Below are 24,946 nucleotides of genomic sequence, written 5' to 3'. Positions count from 1 at the left end.
CTCAAAAAAAATTGCCTAATCTCAAAGGATTAGACAATTTTATAAATGGAATTACCAACAACAGTTGACATAGAACCAAAAAAGTTGGGCAGGTGGCGGTTAAGCTGATGAGTATTAGTGGTGATAACCGCAGGATTCTGGATTGAATACGCTTGGTTACTGGTTGGACTGGTCATAATCTCATCAAATTTGATCACTGATCATGATAGTCACTAATTATTCTTGGAACTGGCAAGTAAGTCTGATTGTAGATTGCTCATGCGAATAATTAGTCGAAATTCCGAGTAGCAGCTTTAGCCAGCGTGTCAAAGTGGGCGTAGAACTGGGCTTTGTCAACTTGTGTGACCAGCGTGATTGGGCGGCCTGCTGGTGTGATAAACGTGCGACCGGCGCCATGGCCAGTGGTGAGGACATCACTTTGCACCTGCTTGGTGGTGACGATTTCCGGATACCGGCTGGTCATCGTAGTTAAGACGTCCCACAGGTAATAAGTAGAGTCCGCTTCAAAAGCCATGACGAGTGCGTAGCCATAACCAATCAGTTCCATGGCAGGGAAGCGGCGGAGACTGGCCCAGTGCTGACGGCGTTCTGCTGTTAACGGGATTTGATCCGTGCTCTCCAAGCCAATCATTTCAATGTCGAGATTGCTATCCCAGACAGTTTTGACGGCCTCGGGATCCCAGAAGGCGTTCCATTCCATCGTGCCATCCTGGTCGGGTTCGCCGACGTTTCCTTGATTATTCATGGTGCCACCCATCCAGTAAAGCTTGTCAATTTTATCGGAGATGGTCGGGTCCAGCGCGAGCGCACGGGCCAGGTCGGTTAAGGGACCGGTCATAACTAAGGTTGTTTTACCCGGGGTCTGTTGAAGCTTTTCAATCATGTCTAAATGTGCCGGCAATTTAGCGGCTGGTGTCGTCACAGTTCCCCGTTCATTGAGCACAGGGAAGTTGTCGAAGGCATATGCCGACAGTCGCCAGTTTTGCGGAAATTGGTGGACTGGTCGTGAATTAGAGGTCGCAACCGTCAGGGGATGATCCGGATTACCAAAAAGATCAATAATCTTGCGTGAGGCGGAGACGGCGGGTTCAACGTACGAGTCCGCACCCACGACGCCCACACCAGTTAGGTTAACTTCCGGCATTTGGAGCAGTAGTAACAAGGAAACTAGGTCGTCAACATTTCCATCATGATTGAAATACACGTTTTGCAACGAAAACACCCCTCATAGTTATCGAATTCTCAAAAGTATAGCATGAAAGTTTGTGTTTTGATAGGGAATATCGAAGATTAAAAATATTTATTCTGTAATAAAACGTTAAACACGAACTTAAACCGATTTACGTAGACACAAAAAAACGCCAGCCAGGAACAGCTAACGTCAACGTTTAATCAGATTTGAATTTTACAGCCGGTGGATGTCCAAGACACTGCCGGTTTCAGCATCGGCCACGAACTGGTATTGCACCAGCTGGTCGTCCTCATAGCGGGTAATGCCGCCGTAGTAGACACGGGACTTCACCGCGAATTTTTGAAACGGCACCGCGTGCTTTTCAATCCAGGCGCCTTCAATGGGTGATTCTTGCCGGAATTGGCGTTTGACCTGTTCCAGAATATCATCCGGATTTAACCGGTTAGCGCCGAAAAAGCGCGTGACGAAAACGCCCATTAAGCCGCCGAGAACCCCGGTGAGACTCAGTTGATACAGTTGTCCGTTTTTAGCAGTCATACTACCGCCTCCTAGGTTAAATAAATATGGGCAAGCTTCCCATCACTTCTGCCCCTAGTATAGCAATGATTGTCAGGAAGTTCCCGTAAAAAGGCAGAAATTGGGTAAAAAAGTTTGTGCTATGGATGAGATATTCCATCAATGAGTCGGTGATGATTGCACTTGCGGTCAGCTTGGTGGTACACAATCGCGCTACTTTGAAGGACGTCCATCCCCCTTAAGCGTGGGACTGGCAGCCTGTCGAGCACTTGGAGGCGTTCAGTCACGGTGGCAGCTAGTCCGCAGAACCCCAACAAATAGCAGGACTCCAAACAAAACCCGTGTATATTTTGCCAGTCATGCTATAATGGTTCTTGTTAACTTTCAAAACTAACTTAAAAGGAGTGCTTATCCATGGAACAATTACCCAAGATGTCTGCTGCTGACTTAAAGGACGTTGTGAAAGACGGCAAGACAATGTTATTCTTCTCGGCGACCTGGTGCCCAGATTGCGCGTTTATCAAACCAGCAATGCCAGAAATTGAAGCAGAATATGCTGACTACAAATTTATTGCGGTCGATCGCGATGAAAACATCGATTTGGCAATTGAACTGAACGTTTTTGGCATTCCTAGTTTCATCGCTTACGCGGACGGCACGGAAATCGGCCGGCTGGTAAACAAAGATCGTAAGACTAAAGCAGAGGTAGAAGAATTTATTAATTCTTTGACGACCAACGCCAACTAAACCCGTTGGAAAGGATTCAAACATGTTAATTGCTAGTTACAATCCCCAAGAATTAGGGGACACACTAATCGTCGTTGTTGCGCAGGACGTTGAAAACCAAGCACATACGGTGCGAGACAACATCGCCCGGATTTATGACGCCGCAACGGAAAAAACGTTGGGTTATAATTTTCTTCAGATTTCTAGTATCTTACCAGAAATCAGCGGCAACGGACAGGTTTACTTGTCTGAAGCTGACGTGGCCACTTTGAACGCCGCATTGGAAGATGCTGGTTTCGCCGGTGAACTGGTCGCTGAGACCCGTTCACGGTTTGTGGTGGGCTACGTGAAAACGGCCACTCCGCATCCTGACTCCGATCACTTGTTGGTGACCGACACGGTGGTGGACAACGATGACTCACTGCAAATCGTGAGTGGCTCGCCCAACATGCAGGCCGACATCAAGGTTGTCGTTGCTAAAGTTGGGGCGATGATGCCTAACGGTTTGATCATCTGGCCCGGCGAATTGCGGGGCGTTGAAAGCAACGGGATGATTTGTTCCGGTCGCGAGCTTAAATTAGCAAACGCCCCCCAGAAGCCTGGCGCACTGATTTTGCCAGACGATTACGTGGTTGGCGAAGACTTTGACTTTGAACGCGGTCAAACTATCTTCAAAAATTAAGAAGATTATTACAAAGCAGGTGAACCCTTGTCGGTGACCTGCTTTTTTGTGTACAATAGGAGAGACTGACAATTCAGAATTTGATTGTCACTAAATGTGCAAGTAAACAATTAAGAGATATTCAGGGAATGAGTTAAGTGGCCGTCAGGTTGGCGGCGTCTCCTCCCAGGAGTCATTAATTTCGACGGGCTTGCTCGTCAAGGAGGAAGAAACACATGGAGCACTATGATGGACCGGCATTTTATCGCAAGTTTCCGGTAGAACCGACCCCTGAAGAATTAGAAGACACCACGGATGAACGTGCTCAACGGCAGGTTAGACTCCGAAAAGAACGCAATGACCGCTTACGTTTACGAGAACAGCGTGAACAGCAGCGAGCAGATGCGGCGCAAAGTGCTGCGCAAGAGGTCTTGCACCAAACAAAACCGGTCAAGTCAGCACACCCACAGTCAGTGGCACCAGCGACGAACGTGGCCAAGACTCCTGAACAAGCGGCCGCAGCGGCTAGTGCCAATTATCGACCATTTGCAATCACACCGCTGCCCAAGCAGCGCACGCGTAAGTGGCAGCCATCAGTTGTCCGGCGGCGGTACCAACGTCTGTTGGCCAGTTTTCCAAATAAAACGAAGGACGATTTCTTTTTGTTTGGGCGGGCTGAGGAAGAGACGGTTGCGGAACCAGCGCCAAAAGCAGTGACGGTGGATGACACGCCGATTGCGCCAACGGTCGTGTTTACACCGCAACCGCAGGACGTTCATTTTGACGTGGCAACGGGTTCGGGTACAAGCGACGTTGAAGAGTCAGCTTCCGGTAATGCTGATACGGCGGCACCAGAGACTGTTGCTCGTGAAACAGAAGCTTTTGAACCTACGACGCCAGAAATGGGGGCGGATTCAAGGGCGGCGACTACCCACGTCGACCCAATCGATTCTGAATCAACGGATAGTGTCCGTGACGAGACAGAAGAATTGGAGACAGAGCAGGAAACCGCAATGTCATCTGCAGAACTGACTGCGCCCACTGAGATCTTCTACCCTGAAAATACCGAACCCACTGCTACCAGCGAGGCTTATTTGCCAGTCGATAATCAACCGGAGGCAACGCAAGCGACAACTGCTACCGCCTTTTTAGGTGGCGAAACGGCTGACACGGAAGCAAGTGTGGCGGAACCAGAAGTTTCTGAATTGGAAACCATAGAGTCAGAAACTTCTGACACAGAGGATATAGAATCAGAAACGACAAAACCAGGAACTAAAGATTCAGAAGATACAGATTCAGCAGATGTAGAATCAAATACCTCAGAAGCTGATAGTGTTAGCAACGAATCGACATCAACAGTGCCCATCGCTCAGGATGAGGCCGCTGATAGTGAGGCAGCAACCAGCAATTTAACTGAAACACCCACGGCTGTAGCGGACGCCGAGACAGAAGCTGGTCAACCAGCCGAAGTCACGGAACTTTTACACCGGGCAATGTCGCCAGAGCCGTCAGCCACGTTTGATGATACGGATTCGGCAGCTGACGTTGTGGAACCTGACAGTGCTGCGACAGCCAAACCTGTCGTGCCGGTCGCCCAGACACCAAGCAAGCCGGCGAAGGAAAAACCTGCCCGCGGCTTGGGTCACTCACTGGGTGACATCATGCAAGAAGAGGGGAACGACCAACGAAACTTGGCCCTCTTCGATCGACCAACGACGGCAACTGTGGCAACGGCCGCGCCAGATGCGGCGCCCGAAGAACCCGCTCGCGGGTACCATTTCCCAGACCTCGCACTCCTACCTAGCCCGGTAGTACCCGACGAGGAAGCGTTAGATGAGTGGATTGAACATCAGGCTGAAGTCCTGGACGCCACACTGAGTGCCTTTCACGTCGACGCGCACGTGTCCGATTGGACGGTTGGGCCGACTGTGACGCAGTTCCAGATTAGTTTGGCCTTAGGGGTCAAAGTTAACAAAATCACGAATTTAAATGACGACTTGAAACTGGCGTTGGCGGCGAAGGATATTCGGATTGAGGCGCCAATTCCCGGTAAGAGCACGGTTGGGATTGAAATTCCAAACTTGAAGTCACGACCGGTTATGCTGTCTGAAATTTTAAATTCAGCTGCTTTTAAGAATAGTGAGTCACCATTGACGGTGGCCCTGGGTGTCGACCTCTTTGGCAAACCGCAAGTAACGGACCTTCGGAAGATGCCGCACGGGTTGATTGCCGGGGCAACTGGGTCGGGGAAGAGTGTGTTCATTAATTCACTCCTTCTGTCCATTCTCTACAAGGCAACGCCACAACAGGTCAAGTTACTCTTGATTGACCCGAAAGCCGTTGAAATGGCGCCGTACGATGCGTTACCGCACCTGCTGTCACCGGTTATTTCTGATCCGAAGGCCGCGGCTGCTGCGCTCAAATGGGTGGTCACGGAAATGGACGAGCGGTACGAGAAATTGGCTGCGGCGGGTGTCCGGAACATTGAGCAGTTCAACGACCGCGCCGATGCCAACGACGAGCCTAGTTTGAAGATGCCATACATCGTGATTATCATTGATGAACTGGCTGATTTGATGATGATGGCGGCGAGTGAAGTCCAGGATTACATTGTGCGGATTACGCAAAAGGCGCGGGCAGCCGGTATTCATTTGCTGGTAGCGACCCAACGACCTAGTGTGGACATCGTCACGGGGACCATTAAGAACAACATCCCGACCCGAATTGCCTTCATGGTTTCTAGTCAGATCGATTCACGGACCATTCTGGACACGGCAGGGGCAGAAAACCTCTTAGGTCGCGGCGATATGCTGTACCTGGGCAATGGCGCCAGTCAACCGATGCGGTTACAGGGTGCGTTCGTGGAATCCGAAGTCGACGGTGTCACGGACTTTGTACGGACCCAAGGACAACCCCATTACGCCTTTGAACCTAAGGGCTTACTGCAACGGGAGACGGCCGAGGAGAACCAAGATGAGTTGTTGCCGAAAGTCCTGGAGTACATTGCCCAGGAAAAATCGGTATCGACGTCGAAGCTCCAACGGGTTTTCTCCATTGGATATAACCGGGCGGCCAATTTAATTGACGACCTGGAACAGAATCACTATGTCTCACCACAACATGGCTCAAAGCCGCGAGAAGTATACTTAACACCAGAAGACTTGGGTAAGGACTTACCGGAACCACACGACCAGGGTGCACCATTTTCATCTTAGCTTGAACAGGCCTCACCATCTTTCTCCGGCCACTTCTTTTAATAGGGTGGGGGGATATGCTAAAATGAAGGAAGAGTCACTCGGCCGATAAGGGGTGTCGTGGTCTTACCGAAAGAGTAGAAAAGAGGATCATTTAATGGATAACGCAACGGTTTACCACTTTGTTGGGATTAAAGGATCAGGGATGAGTGCCCTCGCTCTGATTTTGCACGATAAGGGCTTTAAGGTTCAAGGTTCAGATATTACCCAGTACACGTTCACACAACGGGGGCTGGAACAGGCTGGTATCGACGTCATGGCATTCGACGAAGCCAACATTCATGAAGGATTAACCATTATTGCGGGGAATTCTTTCACGGATGAACATCCTGAAATCAAAAAGGCGCGGGAAATGGGCTTGCCTGTCTTCCGGTACCACGAATTCTTAGGTCACTTAATCGAAGGCTATACCAGCATTGGTGTTGCCGGTGCCCATGGTAAGACCAGCACGACGGGCCTGCTGTCACACGTTCTGAGTGGCGTGGCACCAACCTCATACTTAATCGGTGATGGGACTGGGAAAGGGACGCCTAACGCGCGTTTCTTCGTCTATGAAGCTGACGAATACCGCCGTCACTTCCTGGCAACCAAGCCAGACTACGCCATCATGACGAACATTGACTTCGACCACCCTGATTATTACACGGGAATCGAAGACGTTTACAGTGCCTTTGAAACTTGGGCTAACCAAGTGAAAAAGGGTATCTTTGCTTGGGGTGACGATCCTGAGTTACGGAAGTTAAAGACGGACGTGCCGGTTTACTACTACGGGACTAGCGAACGCGATGACTTCCAAGCAAGGAACATCAAGCGCTCTACGACGGGTTCTAACTTTGACGTTTACCACAAGGATGAATTCTTGGGCAACTTTGAAATTCATTTGTATGGCGAACATAACGTCTTGAACAGCCTCGCCGTGATTGCCGTTTCCTACTTTGAAAAGGTCAACATGGATGAAATTAAGCATGAATTGGCTGATTTCAAGGGTGTAAAACGTCGGTTCACTGAACGTAAGTTAGCTGACATGACAATCATCGATGACTACGCGCACCATCCATCAGAAATCAAAGCAACGTTGGATGCTGCTCGGCAAAAGTATCCTGACAAGGAAATTATTGCTGTTTTCCAGCCCCATACGTTCAGTCGGACGATTGCCTTGATGGACGATTTCGCCAAGAGCTTGAACCTAGCGGACAAGGTCTTCTTGACCAACATCTTCAGTTCCGCTCGGGAAACCGCTGGTGCCGTATCGAGTAAGGACTTAGCTGCCAAAATTGTTAAGGGCGGCGAAATCTTAACGGTCGACAATATGTCACCATTATTAGACTTCCATGACGCCGTTGTGGTCTTCATGGGTGCCGGGGATGTTCAGAAGTACGAACGGTCCTACGAAGAATTATTGAGTCATTTATCTCTGAAAAATAACTAAATTAATGGGCACCGGTTGGCGATTTAACGCTGACGGGTGCTTTTTTCTTGGCGTAACTAGCGCACCAAGATTAAATTTTGCCACTTGCGGCTGCCAGATATTCCGGCTGCTATGGGGACCGCCTGCGGCCTGTGGGATGTGTTTGAAACCTGTCCAAAAGCGACAGGCTCCAAACACGTCCCACGACGTAACCTGAGAAAAGCGCTCAGCTAACGTCGTCGACACAGCTGCCTGCATCTCTGGCCGCCTCCGGTTATGATTGTTCTTCAACATGACAATGCCGCGACCATCGCTGGGATAGCAACGTTGTCCAGAATGATTGGTCGCTATTTTTGTTGGCGTGAGTGAGCCCAATTCAGCAAATATTGCTGACGAGTGACCCAGGCCTGCTCTGTAGCGTGGAAGGCAATGCATTCTAATATCCCTATAAATGGCTGGCTAATGAAATGAATCAAGTTCTGAAAATCCAGATGGGACAACTGATGAACCACCTTAACGCATTAGTTAGATATGAGTTGCACTTTGGCTAAGAACCTGTATTCTAGTAAATTAAGGGCTCTGGGGAGTCCAATTTGTCTTTATGGGGAGAGAACTGACGTGCAGACAGGAACGCAACATAATTGGTGGTACAACCAGTTATTCACCAATTGGAAAAAGTTTGAAATGATTTACGTGTCAATTTTGCTATTATTACAGGTGGTCGTCTACGTTATCGTGCCAGACAGCCTTATCGGAATGGTTTCTGGGGTTGGCGGTGTCTTGTGTTTGGTCTACGGGATGAAGGGTCGTAAGATTTCGTTTATCTTTGGCTTCATTCAGTGTGTGGCGATGACGTACGTTGCCTGGATCAGCCACGCTTATGGGTCATTTGCCATGGATATCATCTACGTCATCTCGCAACCCATCGGCTGGTACATGTGGGGGCACGACGAAGCGACGCGTTCATTCAAGAAGAGTACGCGTAATGGAATTTTCGCCGCGGCGTTCGTGGCTTGGGCTGTCGGTTGGCTAGTCTTGTCGCTGTTACACGGGCAGTTACCGTATTTTGATTCGGTAAACTTCGTGGTGAGCCTGATTGCACAGTTGCTTTACATATTAAAATTCAAGGAAAACTGGTCACTCTGGATCGTGGTCAACATCGTCAACGTCGCCTATTGGGGGATTCTAACCTTCCAGATGCTGACGGGTGCGACCAATGTTGGGACCTTGGGAGCCAACTTATCACAGGTTGCGCTGCAAATTGCCTTACTCTTCAATGCCGTCTACGCCAACAAGGTGTGGGCTAGTGGCGAAGCCGACAATGAGGGTGGTGCCGGTCAATCGTCGACACGTTAACTGTAGGTCACGTGATTTCTTTTTGAAGTTCTGAACACATTACTTGTGTTTACTATTAGATTTGGTAAAATGTATTCTAATAACCCCGGAACCAGGTTGCCAATTGTGGTGACTAAGCCGGGAATTGATTTGAAAAAGAAGGAGCGTTTCAATGAACAACTATGATCAGCAACCCCGGACGACAGTGAACACAGAGGTCGGCCTCAATAGCTTCATGACTAAAATGTTTGGCTGGATGGCTGCGGCCGTGTTGGTCTCAGCTGTAACAGCGTACTTGATGATTCCAATGGCCACGCAGGCACAAGGCTTGCATGGTGCTGGGCTTTGGGTACCATTGATCGTTTGGTTTATTTTACCTTTCGTCATTAGTGGTCAGTCGATGAAACGACCAACCGTCGCGTTAATTGGATTGTTTGTGTATGCCGTGGTAACCGGTGGGGTCATCTCCATGTATGCCATGGTTTACTCGGTCAATACGATGGCCGCTGCCTTCGTTTCCAGCGCTGCTATCTTCGTGACGATGGCAGCTATTGGGACGTTTACCAAGCGGGACTTAACCAAGATTGGGACTCAGGCAACTGGGGCGTTGATCGGGTTGATCGTCGCCATGGTGGTGAACATGTTCCTGCGGCTGACGTTGGTTAGCTTAATCTTCTCGTTCGTTGCCGTTATCATCTTTGCGATTTTAACCGCATGGGATACCCAACGGATGCAGAAGATGTACCTCCAATACGGTGACCAGGTTTCCACGACTGGTTTGGCCGTCAACGGGGCCTTGCAACTGTACTTGGACTTCGTTAACTTATTCTTACAACTCTTACAAATTTTCGGTATCTTTGGTGGCAACAACCGCTAAGCGATATCGCGATGAAGCACTGGCCCTTGGGTTGGTGCTTTTTTCTTTTCTCAAACGTTTCAGCGATCCCGCCATCTTTTACTAGTTTTCGTTTCGGGTTTCCCCCAATGTTTGGTAAAATAGACTCAGAATACTCGAGCGCGGCTGACCGTTGCTCGAAAGGAGCGTAACATGGCGGAAAAACGTTTATTATTAATTGATGGTAACAGTGTCACGTTTAAGGCTTTCTTCGCGCTGTACACGGCTTTAGGCAAGTTTACCAACAGCGAAGGGCTACATACCAACGCCATTTACGGGTTCAATACGATGTTGGAAACCATGCTGGACACCGTCAAACCAACCCACGCGTTAGTGGCGTTTGATGCCGGCAAAACCACGTTTCGGACGAAAATGTATGACGATTACAAGGGCGGTCGGGCCAAGACCGCTCCTGAACTTTCCGAACAATTCCCTTATGTGAAAGAGCTGTTAAGTGCTCGGGGGATTCAAAGTTACGAACTGCCCGACTACGAAGCCGACGATATCATTGGGACGTTGGCCAAGCAGGCCGAGGATAGCGGTTTCACGACCACCATTGTTACCGGTGACCGGGACTTGACCCAACTCGCTGACGACCACACCACGGTTTCCATTTCTAAAAAGGGTGTTAGTGACATCGAGCACTACACGCCAGCCTACGTGAAGGAAAAGATGGGGGTTACGCCCGAACAGATCATTGATATCAAAGGCCTACAGGGCGATAACTCTGACAATTATCCGGGCGTTACCGGCGTTGGTCCCAAGCGGGCGGTCGATCTGATTGGCAAGTACGGTAGCATTGAAAATTTGTACGACCACATTGATGAGATTACGGCTAAGAAACTCAAGGAACACTTAGTCGCCGACCATGAAGAAGCCTTACTGTCTAAAAAATTGGCGACAATTTTACGGGATGCACCGGTGACCAAGCAGGTTGCCGACTTAATCTATGAGGGCGATGACCAAGAAAAACTGGTCGAATTTTACCAACGCATGAATTTCAACCAATTTCTAAGCAAAATGCAGATTGATGGCGAAACCCCAACGGCAACACCTGGTCTGAAGGATGTTGAGTTTACGGTGTTGAAGGCGGATAACCTGGCGAGCCTGCCAACCTTTACGGCTGGTTGTGAATTCTACCTTGAAATGCTAGGGGACAACTATCACTTGGCCGAAATGGCTGGCTTTGTGATTGGCCACGAAGATCACTGGTACGTGAGCCGCGATGTCAGCCTCTTGCAGCAGGCGCCCTTGAAGGGCCTGCTGGAGTCCGCTGACGTGGCTAAGCAGGTGTTCGACGCTAAGCGGACCTACGTGGCCTTGAATCGCTTAAACATCACGCTAGCGGGGGTCGACTGTGACTTGTTGATTGCCTCATACTTGTTGAACACGTACGACAACAGTAATGACCTGGGACGCGTGGCGATGGAACACGGCTATCACCAGGTGGCTACTGACGAAGATGTCTATGGCAAGGGGGCTAAGGAGGCCATCCCCGCCGACGACGTTGACTTCTTCTCCCACCTTGCGCGCAAGGCCCGGGCAATTGAAAACTTGCGGCCAGAGCTGTTTAAGGGCTTAGAAGACAATGAACAAACGCAGCTCTATCGTGAAATTGAGTTGCCAATGGCCTTTGTTTTGGCGCGGATGGAAATTGCCGGTATCACGGTTGAGGCCAGTGAACTGGAAGCCATGGGCAGTAAGTTCACGGAACAATTAGCTGAAATTGAACAGACCATCTACAACGAAGCCGGTGAAGAATTTAACATCGGCTCACCGAAGCAACTCGGACACATTCTCTTTGAAAAGATGGGCTTACCCGTCATTAAGAAAACGAAGACGGGCTATTCGACGGCGGTTGGCGTGCTGGAACAGCTGGCTGCTGAAGCGCCAATTGCGGAAAATATTTTACGGTACCGGAAGATTGCGAAAATCCAATCGACCTACGTTGAAGGGCTGCTCAAGGTCATTCATCCAGACGATCACAAGGTGCACACCCGCTACCTGCAAACGTTGACGCAGACCGGACGGCTATCTTCTGTTGATCCGAATCTGCAAAATATTCCGGTGCGTAACGAAGAAGGCCGGGCCATTCGTAAGGCTTTTGTTCCCCGCCACCCGGGTTGGCAGATTTTCTCATCCGACTACTCACAAATTGAATTGCGGGTGCTCGCCCACATGAGTCACGATGCCAACATGCAGGAAGCCTTCCGTGAGGGTGAAGATATTCATGCGGCAACCGCGCGTCGTATCTTTCGGATGGGGCCAGATGAAGAGGTCACGCCGAACATCCGACGTCAGGCTAAGGCAGTTAACTTTGGGATTGTTTACGGAATCAGCGATTTTGGGTTGTCGCAAAACATTGGGATTACCCGGAAGCAAGCGAAGAACTTTATTGATACTTACTTTGAAGAGTATCCCGGCGTCAAGGCCTATATGGATCGCATGGTCCAGCAGGCGCGGGAACAGGGGTACGTTGAAACGATTGCCCACCGGCGCCGGTATTTACCAGACATTAACTCTCGTAACTTCAACCAGCGCTCATTCGCTGAACGAACGGCGATGAACACGCCGATTCAGGGGAGTGCTGCGGATATTATTAAGATTGCCATGATTCGAATGGAAGACGCGGTCAAGGACCTGCACGCAACGATGCTCTTACAAGTGCATGATGAATTGATCTTTGAAGCACCGGCCGAAGAAATCGAGACGCTGGCGAAGTTAGTGCCAAGCGTGATGGACTCTGCCGTTGATTTGGAAATTCCATTGAAGGTTGAAAGCCATTACGGACCAACTTGGTACGACGCCAAGTAGCGGCAAAAGGAGAAGACGGTTATGCCAGAATTACCAGAAGTTGAAACGGTACGGCGCGGCCTAACGCGTCTGGTCAAGGGCGCCACCATTGATCACGTGGATGTGTTCTACCGCAAGATGGTGACACCGGATGCTGAGGTCTTTACGGCGGAACTCATCGGCAGAAAAATCGAAAAGATTGATCGACGCGGCAAGTATCTGCTATTTCGGTTCAGTGGAGAGCTGACCATGGTGTCCCACCTGCGAATGGAAGGTAAATACGACGTCCAACCCGAAGGTAGTCCCGTGACGAAGCACACGCACGTCATCTTTCATTTGACTGATGGCCGCGAACTGCGGTACAACGATACCCGTAAGTTTGGCCGCATGCGGTTGGTGCCGACGGGAACCGAAGCGGAAGCCTTGCCGTCACTAGGGAAGATGGGACCAGAACCCACTGAAGAGAGTTTAACCCTGGACTATATGCAACAGGTCTTCAGGAAGTCTCACAAAGAGGTCAAACCCTTTTTGCTGGATCAGTCCCGCATTGCAGGACTCGGGAACATCTACGTCGACGAGGTCTTGTGGTTGTCAAAGATCAACCCTTTAACACCCGCAGACGAATTGAGCGATGCACAACTGGCCACCTTGCGGGAAAATATTATCGCGGAAATGGCGATGGCCATCAAGGGTCACGGCACCACGGTGCACTCCTTCTCAACGGCCTTTGGCGAGGCGGGACAATTTCAAAACCACTTGCACGTCTATGGCAAGGAGGGCGAACCTTGCGAGCGCTGCGGAACGGAAATCGTTAAAATCAAGGTAGCCCAACGTGGTACGCACTATTGTCCCCGTTGCCAACCGGTTCCGCTAGAAGCACTGGAGGCTTTGACGGATGACTGAGGTTTGGGGATTAACTGGCGGGATTGCGACGGGCAAATCAACCGTTAGCGCGTGGTTGCGAGCCGCAGACGTTCCCGTGATTGACGCTGACGTGATTGCCCGCCAGGTTGTGAAACCCGGATCGACCGGTTTAAAACAGATTGCAGCGACTTTTGGCAGAGACTTCGTGACGTCGGCTGGATTGGCCCGTAAGAAGTTGGGTCAGCTGGTGTTTACCCATCCCGAGGAGCTTGAGCGCCTGGAGAGCATCACGACGCCCTTGATTCAGACCGAGATTCGGCATCAGCTGGCCGCCTATCGCCATCGAAAAGTGCCGTTAATCATGATTGACGCGCCCACCTTTTTTGAAGTCGGGTACCTGATTCACCTGGTGGATCACGTGATGGTGGTCGCGACCGATGTAAAGACGCAAAAGAAACGGCTAATGATGCGTGACGGGCTTTCAGCAGCCGATGCGCAGGCCAGAATGGACCGGCAGTGGCCAATTTCTCAGAAGGTGGCCCAGGCAACTGTGGTCATTGACAACGGGGGAACGATTGCCCAAACGCGGCAACAAGTGGTAAAATGGCTTGACGCCAATAAATTTGGCAACAGTAACCATTTAAAACGAGGTGACCAATAATGCAGTGTCCACACTGTCATCATAATGGATCGCGGGTCGTCGACAGTCGGCCCACCGACGACGGCCGCGTGATTCGCCGGCGTCGTGAGTGCGAGAACTGCGGTTTTCGGTTCACGACGTTTGAGCGCGTTGAAGTGACGCCGTTGTTGGTAATTAAGAAAAACGGAACCCGGGAAGAGTTCAACCGGGAAAAGATTTTGCGGGGCATCATCCGCTCGGCTGAGAAACGGCCGGTGGGGATGGATGTCATGACAACCATCGTCGATGAAGTTGAAAATAAGATTCGCGCCTTGGGCGTCAATGAAATTTCCAGTCAGTTAATCGGGGAGTACGTGATGGACCGACTGGTCGACGTTGATGAGATTGCTTATATTCGATTTGCCAGTGTTTACCGGCAGTTCAAGGATACCGGCGTCTTCTTCAATGAGCTGAAAGACATGTTCGACAAGGATAAAGAAAAAGCGAAGAAGGATTCTGACAAGTTGTCGAATTCTGATGAAAAGGGACAAAGTGAGGCGAAGTAAAGCATGGAGGATTCCTGGCACCAATTAAACCCACGAACAGGCTTTTTGGTGCGGTTAGCGGACCGTTTGACGGATCAGAGTTGGCAGACGTTGACCCAGCTTTATCAGCCAATCATTGGACCGGGTGCCGCAGGGCTTTACTCGGCCCTTTTTTGGCTCCCCGAACGGGACACGTATAAGCGTCACGCCACGTTGCTAGGCTTGCTGGGGATGGACTTGGCCCATTTTTACGAGGCGCGTTTGCGGTTAGAGGCCGCGGGACTCTTGACGACCAAGGTAAAGACGGCTGATGATCTGACTAGCTTTGTATATGAGTTGCGAACACCGTTATTACCAGCGGACTTCTTCAGAGATGATTTGCTGAGTGTGCAGTTACTGGGCGTGGTCGGTGAAGAGTTTTACCGCTCACTAGTCACCCACAACACGCAACCGGCAGCGGATTCTGCGGATGAACAGGATATTACCAAAAACTTTTTGGATGTTTTTCACGTGGACGGGCAGGAGCTCAACCAGTTACCCGCTGCCATCACGGCAACGCGGGACAGGTTGCCCGCTGATGCCGGGGCACCCGCCCTGCATGAGGCCAGTCAGGACGATTTTGATTTCAAATTGCTAGGCGATATCTTGGAGCACTCCTTCATTGACACCCGCGCATTACGGAGCCACCGTCAATTGCTCTTGACGGAGCACGCAACGTACGGTATGGATGAGGTCACGATGGCCCGTTACGTGGGTGAGGCAACCGATTTAGCCACCAATCAGTTCGATGCTGAACAGTTCAAACGACTTATCGCGCAAAGCTTCGGCCAACAATCACGGGTCCGACCAACGGTGAGTGAAGCCAGTCCGTCGGTGGCTAAGCTGGCCCAAGCGTCGACCGGACCAGCTGCGAGTTCCGCGGAACAGGCGCTGATTAAAGTTGCCCGGGCTACAGCGCCAGCCCTCTTCTTACAGGGGATTAAGCAAAAACGGGGCGGCTACGTCACCGACGGGGAACAACGGATCGTGCGTGATCTCGTCAGTCGCCAGTTGTTTCCGGATGCGGTGGTCAACGTGCTCATTTATCATCTGTTGGTAGATGAGGAACGGCCCACGCTAAATAAGGCGTTAATGGACACGATTGCCAACGACTGGAGCGTCAAGAAGGTAACGTCGCCCGAGTTGGCCATTCAGGCAGTTCGTGAGCGGCAACAGGCCCAGAAACAGCCACGACGGTCGCGAAGCCGCCAGCCGACGGTCAAGGAAACCTTACCCGATTGGGCAAAGAAACCGGCCGCAGCACAGGCAACGACCACCCAGGCAAAATTAACAACTGATCAACAAAAACAGCTCCAAGAGCGGATTGCTAAGCTCCAGGAACGCACCGCAGAGGGGAAGGAGGAATAACTGATGGAAGATTTAAGCAAAACCATGCAACAACTGATGAATCAACGCCATTTGAACGATAACTACCGACAATTGATGGCTAAAGTCTACGATGACGCTACCGTGACGGACTTTTATCAGGCCCATAAGGACGAGTTGGCTGAAGACGTCATGACGCGTTCGGCCGCTAAGCTGTATGAGTTTGTGAGCGAACGGGAAAAGTTGGCCAAGGGGGGCACGACCTTTGCGACGGGCTATGAACCCCAATTAATTGTGTCTAACCACCTGATTGACGTGGCCTACGTGCCGACCAAGGAAACCCAGGAAAAGCAGGCACAACAACAGCTCCGGCAGCGGGTTAAGTCAATCGCCATGCCTAAGAGTATTCGGGAAGCCGACTTTAAGAGCTTCGACCAGGATTCTGATCGGGCCGAGGCCTTGATGGCGGCACTGGACTTTGTGGACGCCTACGAAGCCAGTCCCAAGCGTCGGCACCAAGCCTTGTATCTGCAAGGGAGTTTCGGCGTGGGCAAGACCTATTTGCTAGCTGCCATTGCTAATCAACTGGCGACCGATGGCTTTTCCACCACGTTAGTTCACTTCCCCAGCTTTGCGGTGGAAATGAAAAATGCAATCGCCCAAAATGGGGTGGCGGAGAAATTAGATGCGCTGAAGAAGTCGCCGGTCTTGATGATCGATGACATTGGAGCGGATGCCATGTCCGCGTGGGTTCGCGATGATGTGCTCGGCGTCATTTTGGAATTCCGGATGCAAGAGGAGCTACCGACGTTCTTTAGTTCCAATTTTTCCATGGAACAGTTGGAAAAGGAACATCTCCGTATCTCCACGCGCGGGGATGACGAACCGTTGAAGGCCCAACGGCTGATGCAACGGATTCGTTTCCTGGCACGCGAGATTACAATGGTCGGCGTGAACCGACGCCCGCAGTAAGGTTCGTCAGTTTATAAATAATTTTGAGGTGAAGCGTTACTGGCTTTGCCTTTTTGTTTGGTCAATCGACGGGATGACGGGATAATGAATTTTACGTGAATCCTTGACAACGATCGCTTTCAAGTGTTTAATAGTCTTTGAAACCAAAAGAGCTATGATGAAAGACATGGTGTTGACGGGATCGTTCACAGGAAGAGTTGGCCTTGCTTGGAAGCCGACTTAGCGACCGCCAACATTACCGCTTTCTATCAGCTGTCGAAAGGAAATTTTCGGCCGGTCCGTCCCGTTAGCGACGACTAGAGTTCACGGGAGTAGTCTCGTGAAAAATATCGGGTGGAACCACGTTATTTGACGTCCCTAGTGCCTATTGCAGGTGCTGGGGACTTTTTGTGTAATTTTACCCAAATTTTATAAGGGAGATCATCATTATGGCAGATATTTCAATCAAATTCCCCGATGGCAAGTCTAAGGACTTCCCAGAAGGCACGACGCCCGCTGACGTTGCAAAATCCATTTCCATTAGCTTGGCTAAGAAGGCCGTTGCTGGTAAGTTAGACGGCAAATTGGTCGACTACTTAACCCCACTGGCTGGCGACGGTGCTATCGAAATCGTTACCAAGGACAGCGACGATGGTTTGAGCGTTCTGCGGAACACGACCGCTGCATTACTGCGGATTGCCTTGAAGAAACAATTCCCAGCCATTCGCTTGGGTGAAGTTAGCGCCGACGAAGACGGGTTCTTCGTGGACACTGACAAGGACGACCAACAAGTGAGCGTTGACGAATTGGATGCGCTAGCCGTGATCGTCGAAAAATTAGTTAGCGACAAATTAGCCATCGAACGGATTTCTTTGAGCAAGGCCGATGCTTTGGCCACTGCCAAAGATGATCCATTCAGCACTGAATTAATCAATGCCATCGACGGTGACGCCGTTTCCTTCCTGAAGATTGGTGACTACCAAGTTCTCAGCGATGGCGCGCAATTAGCCAACACGGGTGACGTGAAGAAGTTCAAGTTCTTGTCCGTTGCCGGTGCTTACTGGCAAGGCAAGTCCTCTAACCCAATGCTCCAACGGATTTACGGGACGGCCTTCTACAAGCAAGCTGACTTGGATGCCGACTTGGCCCGTCGCCAAGAAGCACGTGAACGGGATCACCGGGTTATCGGGAACCAACTTGATTTGTTCTTCGTTGATCCTAAGGTCGGTGCCGGTTTACCATACTGGATGCCAAATGGTGCCACGATTCGTCGTACGATCGAACGTTACATCATCGACAAAGAAGTCGCTAACGGTTACCAACACGTTTACACACCAGTCCTTGCTAACCTAGACCTGTATAAGCAATCCGGTCACTGGGACCACTACCGTGACGACATGTTCCCACCAATGGACATGGGAGATGGCGAACAACTTGAATTGCGGCCAATGAACTGCCCAAGCCATATTCAAATTTACAACCACCACATCCGTTCTTACCGCGAACTGCCATTACGGATCGCTGAATTAGGGATGATGCACCGTTACGAAAAATCCGGTGCCTTGAGTGGCCTGCAACGGGTTCGTGAAATGACCTTGAACGATGGTCACACGTTCGTTGCTCCAGAACAAATTCAAGATGAATTCAAGAGCATTTTGGACTTGATGGTTAAGGTTTACAATGACTTTGATATCAAGGACTACACGTTCCGTCTGAGCTACCGTGACCCTAAGAACACGGAAAAGTACTTCGACGACGACGCTATGTGGAACAACGCTCAGAAGATGTTGAAGGGTGCCATGGATGACCTCGGCTTGCCTTACGTTGAAGCCGAAGGGGAAGCTGCCTTCTACGGTCCTAAGTTGGACGTCCAAACTAAGACGGCCCTTGGGAACGAAGAAACGTTATCCACCATCCAATTGGACTTCATGTTGCCAGAACGTTTCGACTTACACTACGTCGGTGCCGATGGTGAAGAACATCGTCCAGTTATGATTCACCGTGGCTTGGTTTCAACGATGGAACGTTTCACCGCTTACCTGACTGAAATCTACAAGGGTGCCTTCCCAACTTGGTTGGCGCCTAAGCAAGTTACCATCATCCCAGTTTCCGAAGAGAAGCATGGTGCGTACGCCGACAAGTTAGCTGCTGAATTAAAGGCCGCTGATGTGCGGGTCAACGTCGACAAACGTGGTGAAAAGATGGGTTACTTGATTCGGGATGCCCAAACGCACAAGATTCCATACACGTTGGTTGTCGGTGAAGACGAAATGGCCAAGGGCACTGTCTCTGTCCGGAAGTACGGGGAAGATGACAGTGAATCCATGAGTAGTGACGCTTTCGTCAAGGAAATTCTGAGCGACATCGCTTCATACAGTCGCGAAGAAAAGTAGTTGACGCCGCAACAATAATCGTCAAAAGCCAATTCTGGCCAGTAACCAGTGAATAGAAGGAACGAGGTCGCTGAACATAGTGGCCTCGTTTTGTGGGCTAGGGAGACTGGTGGATGTTGGTCATTTTACCAATTGGTGAAAGGATAACCTATCTTTTTTTCCTAGTATCTTCTACTGTAATGGTGAGGGCACGGGTGACAGCGACGAGATGACAAATTTTGTCGGGTGGTGGTTAGTGTAGCCGGAGGATGACAGACATGGAGCCAACTGTGACAGTGGCCTTAATCGGGTGAACTTTCCCGGTTTAGACCACGGGACGACCTTGAAGACTCGTTCTTAGAGGCTTCAAGGCGAGCCGGAAGACCGCCCCTCAGGCTGGAGGCGGTCCCCACAGTAGACGGAATGCCTGGCAGCCGCAGGCGAAACGACGGCAACCGGCAAATATTTTTCAGCAAACACCGTTGACATGAAACCGGGTAGCTGGTATGATGGTTAAGTTGAGAAATCAAGCAGAGGCTTTCGCTTCTCGCCCCGTGACCGACGTTGCTGGGCTGGATATGCACGTTAGTTCAATCTTTTGATTGGATTTCATGCGGGAGCCGTTTGATTGTGATCAAAGGTTCCCGCATTTTTTGTGAGTGAGATTTCTGCAGTTCTCGAGATTATTTTGGAGGTGGATTACCATAGCAAACGACACGATTGTCAACGAGGGTATTCGCGCACGCGAAGTTCGATTGATTGCCGGCGACGGTGAACAATTGGGTATTAAGTCTAAGCAAGAAGCTTTGCAGATTGCTGAAGACGCTAACCTCGATTTAGTTTTGGTTGCACCGAAAGCTAAGCCACCAGTAGCCCGGATCATGGACTACGGGAAATACCGCTTTGAGTTGCAAAAGAAGCAACGCGAAGCTCGTAAGAAGCAAAAAGTGGTCAGTGTCAAAGAAGTACGGCTTAGCCCTACGATTGATACCAACGACTTTAACACCAAGCTGAAGAACGCTAAAAAGTTCTTGGCTAAGGGTGAAAAAGTTCGGGTATCGATTCGATTTAAGGGCCGGGCTATTACGCATAAAGACATTGGCCGCGAGGTGCTCAACCGGATGGCAAAGGAAACTTCCGATGTCGCTACGGTTGAACAACGGCCAAAGATGGATGGTCGGAGCATGTTCTTAATGCTTTCACCCATCGCAGAGAATAAGTAATTGATTGGGTAGCCCAGCTACCGATTTAAGGAGGATATTTCGTATTATGCCAAAGATGAAGACTAACCGCGCCGCAGCTAAGCGTTTCAAAGTAACTGCCAAGGGCGGTATCAAGAGTGCCAATGCATACACGTCTCACCGTTTCCACGGTAAGACCAAGAAGCAACGCCGGAACCTTCGTGGTACCCGGATGATGAACGAAACGACCATCAAGACTTACCGTTCTCTGTTACAAAAGTAAGCTGGTCACAAATTTTTCGGGTCGACGAAATGTCGACATAATGTTTGAATTGATTTAGGAGGAAAAGATTATGCCACGAGTTAAAGGCGGTACTGTTACACGCGCACGTCGCAAAAAGGTTTTAAAGTTAGCTAAGGGTTACCGTGGTTCAAAGCACCGTTTATTCAAGGTTGCTAAGGACCAAGTCATGAAGGGTCGTCAATACGCCTTCCGTGACCGTAAAGCCACTAAGCGTAACTTCCGGAAGCTTTGGATTGCCCGGATCAACGCCGCAGCCCGGATGAATGGTCTGAGCTACAGCAAGTTGATGCATGGTTTGAAGTTAGCCAACATCGATGTTAACCGGAAGATGTTAGCCGACTTAGCAGTGAACGACGCTGCTGCATTCAAGGCTTTAGCTGACTCAGCTAAGGAAGCTTTGGCTGCTTAATTCAGTCATTTCAAAGGACTTCGCTGTTCAAGGCGAGGTCCTTTTTATTACCAAGGCGACTCACAGCCGGGGACGTTGACGGCTGCTAGTTGCCACGCTGCGTGTCACAACCGAGCCAACAAGGAATTTTACCAAAATATCCTGCCAGGACAATGGCGGACGTCCTTGCTATTTTCTGGTGAGTAAGCACAGACGGTCGGTATTTTTTGCTGGTCGACCAGTCGTTGATGGTGGTAAAATTGGTGAAAATTGCGTATAATGAAAAGCTAGACATGTCATTACTGGCAAACGAATGAAGGGGGGCAGTCACCCGCATGGTTTCTGGATTCAAACCCACGTGGATGGTCACAAACATTTATGATTTGACGCCGACGGAATTAAGGGCAAACGGGGTTCGGGCAGTCTTGACCGACCTGGACAACACGTTGATTGCGTGGAATAATCCTGATGGCACACCGGAGTTACATCACTGGCTTAATTTGCTAGAACTCGCCGGAATTCAAGTCATCGTGGTTTCTAACAACAGTCGTGCGCGGGTGGACCGCGCCGTTGCACCGTTTAACTTACCCTACATTCACCGGGCATTAAAACCGCTCTCGTGGGGATTGAATCGCGCACTTCATCGCTGGCATTTACGCCGGGATGAGGTTGTGATGGTGGGTGATCAGTTATTGACCGACGTTTGGGCCGCGCATCATAGCGGTGTTCGGAGCGTATTGGTCAAACCCATTTTAAAGTCGGATGCCTGGATCACGAAGGGTAACCGCTTATTGGAAAAGGTAGTCATGTGGCGCTTGCACCACAACTATCCCGAATTAACTTGGCAGGAGGATCTTAATGAACGAAAAGCACATTGAACCGGTATTGATCGATGGTGAACCGTTGCACTGCATTGGCTGTGGGGCCGTGGTTCAGACAACCGACAAGACGGCACCGGGGTACACGCCTCAGTCTGCATTGGATAAAGGCATTGAAAAAGAAGAGGTGTATTGCCAACGGTGTTTCCGATTACGGCATTACAACGAAATCGTTCCCGTCGGATTGACCGATGACGATTTCCTAAACCTGTTAACACAAATTCAGGATGCTAACGCCTTAATTGTCTACGTTGTCGACATTTTTGACTTTAACGGTAGTGTGATTCCTGGTCTTCACCGGTTCGTTGGGAGCAATCCCGTCTTGCTGGTCGGGAACAAGGAAGACCTTTTGCCACGGTCACTGAAACGCAGTAAGCTTCGTGACTGGCTCCGTCAACGAGCAAATGAAGAAGGTTTACGGCCAATTGATGTGACGTTGTTGAGTGCGAAAACCAATCAGTCCGTTGATGGCCTCCTGCAATTGATCGATAAGTACCGTGCCGACCGCGACGTTTACGTGGTTGGGGTGACCAATGTCGGGAAGTCGACGTTGATCAACCAGGTGATTCGACAAAATACCGGGGTTCAGGATTTGATTACCACGTCGCGTTTCCCCGGGACCACGTTGGATAAGATTGAAATCCCACTGGATGACGACCACGTCTTGGTTGATACCCCTGGGATCATTCAGAACCAACAGATGGCGCATTACTTGGATGGCAAGGACCTTAAGATTGTCACGCCACAAAAACCAATTAAACCTAAAAATTATCAATTAAACGATCAACAAACCTTATTCTTAGGTGGAATCGCTCGGTTCGATTACAATAAGGGCCCGAAGAACGGCTTTACCGCCTACTTTGAGAACAACCTGTACATTCACCGGACCAAGCTAGAAAATGCGGATGACTTCTACGCCCGTCAATTAGGTGAGCTGTTAACGCCACCCCACGCAGACAACAAGGATGACTTCCCACCATTGGTCGCTCATGAATTTAAGACCACGGTGAAGAGTGATCTGGTGTTTGAAGGCCTGGGTTGGATTACGGTGCCTGAAGGCATTAATGTGACTGGTTGGGCACCCGCTGGCGTTGGCGTCTTGATTCGCCGCGCAATGATTTAAAAATATGGAGGACGACAATTTGCTACGAGGGAAACAAAAACGCTATTTACGGGCTCACGCCCACGCCATGCACCCACTCTTTTCTGTGGGTAAGAACGGTTTAACGCAGGCCTGGTTGGAACAATTGACCGGTGCCTTAGAGAACCGCGAACTGATTAAGATTAATTTACAACAAAGTGCGGAGGTTTCCGTAGACGAAACCAAGGCTTTTATTGAAGACAATACTGATATTCAGGTTGTCCAAACCATTGGTCGCGTCCTGGTTCTTTACCGGATTGCCACCAATGCTGAAAACCAAAAGATTTCACCAATCGTGGAAAGCATGTAGGGAGGTCTGGCAGTCGTGGTAAAAATCCTAGAACGCACGAGTACGCAGGTTGTGACCCAGCTGGCTGCAACGGCTAAGAAGCGCCGCATTGGCATTCTGGGGGGGACGTTTAATCCACCTCACTTGGGACATCTGGTGATTGCAGACCAGGTTGCCACCCAATTGGGCCTGGATAAGGTCCTGTTCATGCCAGATGCCGAGCCGCCCCACGTGGATCGCAAATTAACCATTCCGGCGAAGGACCGTATTGCCATGGTTAAGGCCGCCATCAAGGACAATCCCCGGTTTGATTTAGAGTTAGCCGAGGTTGAACGGGGTGGTCGGAGCTATTCGTACGACACGATGCTGCAGTTAACGCAAGCGCACCCGGAGAATCAGTACTACTTTATTATCGGGGGCGACATGGTTGCCTATTTGCCGAAGTGGTACCGCATTGATGAGTTGACTAAATTGGTTCAGTTTGTGGGCGTCTGTCGTCAAGGATTTAACCGCGAATCGCCGTACCCCGTTCTGTGGGTCGACGTTCCGCAGATTGGTATTAGTTCAACGATGATTCGGGAACAGGTTCGCCGCGGGCAATCCGTGCGCTACCTGGTCCCAACCATGGTCGATCTCTATATAAAGGAGCATTTATTATATCGTGACTGAACTAACCTACACGCAACACCTATTCGCTGGCACGCGGGATGAACTGCTGGCTAAAATTAATAAGCAATTGAAGCCCAAACGGTTCAAACACGTCCAGCGCGTGGAACAGACCGCCATTAAGTTGGCAAAGATCAATGGTGTGAATCTGGAAAAGGCTAGCATTGCTGGCTTGGTTCACGACTACGCTAAACAGCGCCCCGATGAGGATTTTATTGCGGCGATTAAGCAGTATCAGCTCGATCCCATTTTGCTGGATTACGGCAACGCTATTTGGCATGGGGTCGTCGGTGCTGAGCTCATTAAACATGAATTAGGGATTTATGACGAAGACATTTTAAACGCCGTTCGCCATCACACCACTGGTGCCGTCTACATGTCGCCATTGGAACAGATTGTTTACATGGCCGATTACATCGAGCCGGAACGCGATTTCCCCGGTGTTGATGTGGCACGGCAATTAGCGGAAACGGATTTGGCTAAGAGTGTGGCCTTTCAGGCGAAGCACACCCTGCAGTATTTGGTAGATAATGGTAAGCCGGTCTACCCGAAGTCGATTGACACCTACAATGCGTGGGTGCCTCGTTATCCGAACGTTTGAGA

At 50.2% G+C, this 24,946-nt stretch carries 23 protein-coding genes; 21 read left to right on the top strand and 2 right to left on the bottom strand.

Annotated features, from left to right (window positions below; translation table 11 throughout):
• Positions 1–268: 268 nt before the first annotated feature.
• Both EKM99_RS11780 and EKM99_RS11775 read right to left on the bottom strand, forming a co-directional pair.
• Positions 269–1,213, bottom strand: a complete 945-nt coding sequence (locus tag EKM99_RS11780; protein ID WP_125583620.1) for a nucleoside hydrolase — start codon at positions 1,211–1,213, stop codon at positions 269–271.
• Positions 1,214–1,405: 192 nt separating this feature from the next.
• The gene (locus EKM99_RS11775) at positions 1,406–1,729 is read right to left on the bottom strand and encodes a PepSY domain-containing protein (RefSeq protein WP_125583619.1); all 324 of its coding nucleotides are present in this window, start codon (positions 1,727–1,729) and stop codon (positions 1,406–1,408) included.
• A gap of 393 nt (positions 1,730–2,122) precedes the next feature.
• Between EKM99_RS11775 and EKM99_RS11770 the strand changes: the two genes are divergently transcribed.
• From EKM99_RS11770 to yqeK, 21 genes are all read left to right on the top strand, one after another.
• The gene (locus EKM99_RS11770) at positions 2,123–2,455 is read left to right on the top strand and encodes a thioredoxin family protein (protein WP_125583618.1); all 333 of its coding nucleotides are present in this window, start codon (positions 2,123–2,125) and stop codon (positions 2,453–2,455) included.
• A gap of 22 nt (positions 2,456–2,477) precedes the next feature.
• Complete coding sequence (gene ytpR, locus EKM99_RS11765; RefSeq protein WP_125583617.1) at positions 2,478–3,116, top strand: YtpR family tRNA-binding protein; 639 nt, start codon at positions 2,478–2,480, stop codon at positions 3,114–3,116.
• 215 nt (positions 3,117–3,331) lie between these two features.
• Positions 3,332–6,310: a DNA translocase FtsK gene (locus EKM99_RS11760; RefSeq protein ID WP_125583616.1), complete on the top strand. Its 2,979-nt coding sequence runs from the start codon at positions 3,332–3,334 to the stop codon at positions 6,308–6,310.
• A gap of 136 nt (positions 6,311–6,446) precedes the next feature.
• Positions 6,447–7,778, top strand: coding sequence for a UDP-N-acetylmuramate--L-alanine ligase (murC, locus tag EKM99_RS11755; protein ID WP_125583615.1), 1,332 nt, complete (start codon positions 6,447–6,449; stop codon positions 7,776–7,778).
• A 663-nt stretch (positions 7,779–8,441) separates the two neighbouring features.
• Entirely contained in the window at positions 8,442–9,113 is a 672-nt protein-coding gene (gene pnuC / locus EKM99_RS11750) for a nicotinamide riboside transporter PnuC (RefSeq protein ID WP_225419853.1), read from the top strand.
• Between the two features lie 151 nt (positions 9,114–9,264).
• The gene (locus EKM99_RS11745) at positions 9,265–9,969 is read left to right on the top strand and encodes a Bax inhibitor-1/YccA family protein (RefSeq protein WP_125583613.1); all 705 of its coding nucleotides are present in this window, start codon (positions 9,265–9,267) and stop codon (positions 9,967–9,969) included.
• Between the two features lie 171 nt (positions 9,970–10,140).
• The gene (polA, locus tag EKM99_RS11740; protein WP_125583612.1) at positions 10,141–12,801 is read left to right on the top strand and encodes a DNA polymerase I; all 2,661 of its coding nucleotides are present in this window, start codon (positions 10,141–10,143) and stop codon (positions 12,799–12,801) included.
• Between the two features lie 21 nt (positions 12,802–12,822).
• Positions 12,823–13,683: a bifunctional DNA-formamidopyrimidine glycosylase/DNA-(apurinic or apyrimidinic site) lyase gene (gene mutM / locus EKM99_RS11735; RefSeq protein ID WP_125583611.1), complete on the top strand. Its 861-nt coding sequence runs from the start codon at positions 12,823–12,825 to the stop codon at positions 13,681–13,683.
• Complete coding sequence (coaE, locus tag EKM99_RS11730) at positions 13,676–14,305, top strand: dephospho-CoA kinase (RefSeq protein WP_125583610.1); 630 nt, start codon at positions 13,676–13,678, stop codon at positions 14,303–14,305. The genes mutM and coaE overlap by 8 nt, the downstream gene beginning before the upstream one ends.
• Positions 14,305–14,829, top strand: coding sequence for a transcriptional regulator NrdR (gene nrdR, locus EKM99_RS11725; protein ID WP_125583609.1), 525 nt, complete (start codon positions 14,305–14,307; stop codon positions 14,827–14,829). Before coaE ends, nrdR begins: the two co-directional genes overlap by 1 nt.
• Positions 14,830–14,832: 3 nt before the next feature.
• Positions 14,833–16,215: a replication initiation and membrane attachment family protein gene (locus tag EKM99_RS11720; RefSeq protein ID WP_125583608.1), complete on the top strand. Its 1,383-nt coding sequence runs from the start codon at positions 14,833–14,835 to the stop codon at positions 16,213–16,215.
• A gap of 3 nt (positions 16,216–16,218) precedes the next feature.
• On the top strand, positions 16,219–17,145 hold the full coding sequence (dnaI, locus tag EKM99_RS11715) for a primosomal protein DnaI (RefSeq protein WP_125583607.1): 927 nt from the start codon (positions 16,219–16,221) through the stop codon (positions 17,143–17,145).
• 428 nt (positions 17,146–17,573) lie between these two features.
• Positions 17,574–19,517: a threonine--tRNA ligase gene (gene thrS, locus EKM99_RS11710; RefSeq protein WP_125583606.1), complete on the top strand. Its 1,944-nt coding sequence runs from the start codon at positions 17,574–17,576 to the stop codon at positions 19,515–19,517.
• Between the two features lie 677 nt (positions 19,518–20,194).
• Positions 20,195–20,719 carry a translation initiation factor IF-3 gene (gene infC, locus EKM99_RS11705; RefSeq protein WP_225419852.1) on the top strand — a complete coding sequence of 175 codons (525 nt, stop codon included), beginning with the start codon at positions 20,195–20,197 and terminating at the stop codon, positions 20,717–20,719.
• A gap of 46 nt (positions 20,720–20,765) precedes the next feature.
• Entirely contained in the window at positions 20,766–20,960 is a 195-nt protein-coding gene (gene rpmI / locus EKM99_RS11700) for a 50S ribosomal protein L35 (RefSeq protein ID WP_045806761.1), read from the top strand.
• 70 nt (positions 20,961–21,030) lie between these two features.
• Positions 21,031–21,390 carry a 50S ribosomal protein L20 gene (gene rplT, locus EKM99_RS11695; RefSeq protein ID WP_125583605.1) on the top strand — a complete coding sequence of 120 codons (360 nt, stop codon included), beginning with the start codon at positions 21,031–21,033 and terminating at the stop codon, positions 21,388–21,390.
• Positions 21,391–21,704: 314 nt separating this feature from the next.
• Positions 21,705–22,247 (top strand): YqeG family HAD IIIA-type phosphatase, encoded by a 543-nt coding sequence (locus EKM99_RS11690; protein WP_125583604.1) that lies wholly within the window; start codon positions 21,705–21,707, stop codon positions 22,245–22,247.
• Positions 22,228–23,370 (top strand): ribosome biogenesis GTPase YqeH, encoded by a 1,143-nt coding sequence (gene yqeH / locus EKM99_RS11685; protein ID WP_125583603.1) that lies wholly within the window; start codon positions 22,228–22,230, stop codon positions 23,368–23,370. Before EKM99_RS11690 ends, yqeH begins: the two co-directional genes overlap by 20 nt.
• A 4-nt stretch (positions 23,371–23,374) precedes the next feature.
• Positions 23,375–23,698 (top strand): YhbY family RNA-binding protein, encoded by a 324-nt coding sequence (locus EKM99_RS11680; RefSeq protein ID WP_125583602.1) that lies wholly within the window; start codon positions 23,375–23,377, stop codon positions 23,696–23,698.
• A 15-nt stretch (positions 23,699–23,713) separates the two neighbouring features.
• Entirely contained in the window at positions 23,714–24,346 is a 633-nt protein-coding gene (locus EKM99_RS11675; RefSeq protein ID WP_125583601.1) for a nicotinate-nucleotide adenylyltransferase, read from the top strand.
• A complete protein-coding gene (gene yqeK, locus EKM99_RS11670; protein WP_164511595.1) occupies positions 24,336–24,944 on the top strand; it encodes a bis(5'-nucleosyl)-tetraphosphatase (symmetrical) YqeK in 609 nt (202 codons plus the stop codon). The genes EKM99_RS11675 and yqeK overlap by 11 nt, the downstream gene beginning before the upstream one ends.
• Positions 24,945–24,946: the final 2 nt, after the last annotated feature.

This window comes from Levilactobacillus cerevisiae (genome assembly GCF_003946245.1).
GTDB classification, from domain to species: Bacteria; Bacillota; Bacilli; order Lactobacillales; family Lactobacillaceae; genus Levilactobacillus; species Levilactobacillus cerevisiae.
Note: the sequence above shows the minus strand (reverse complement) of the source record. Positions and strands in the feature narration are given on the sequence as shown.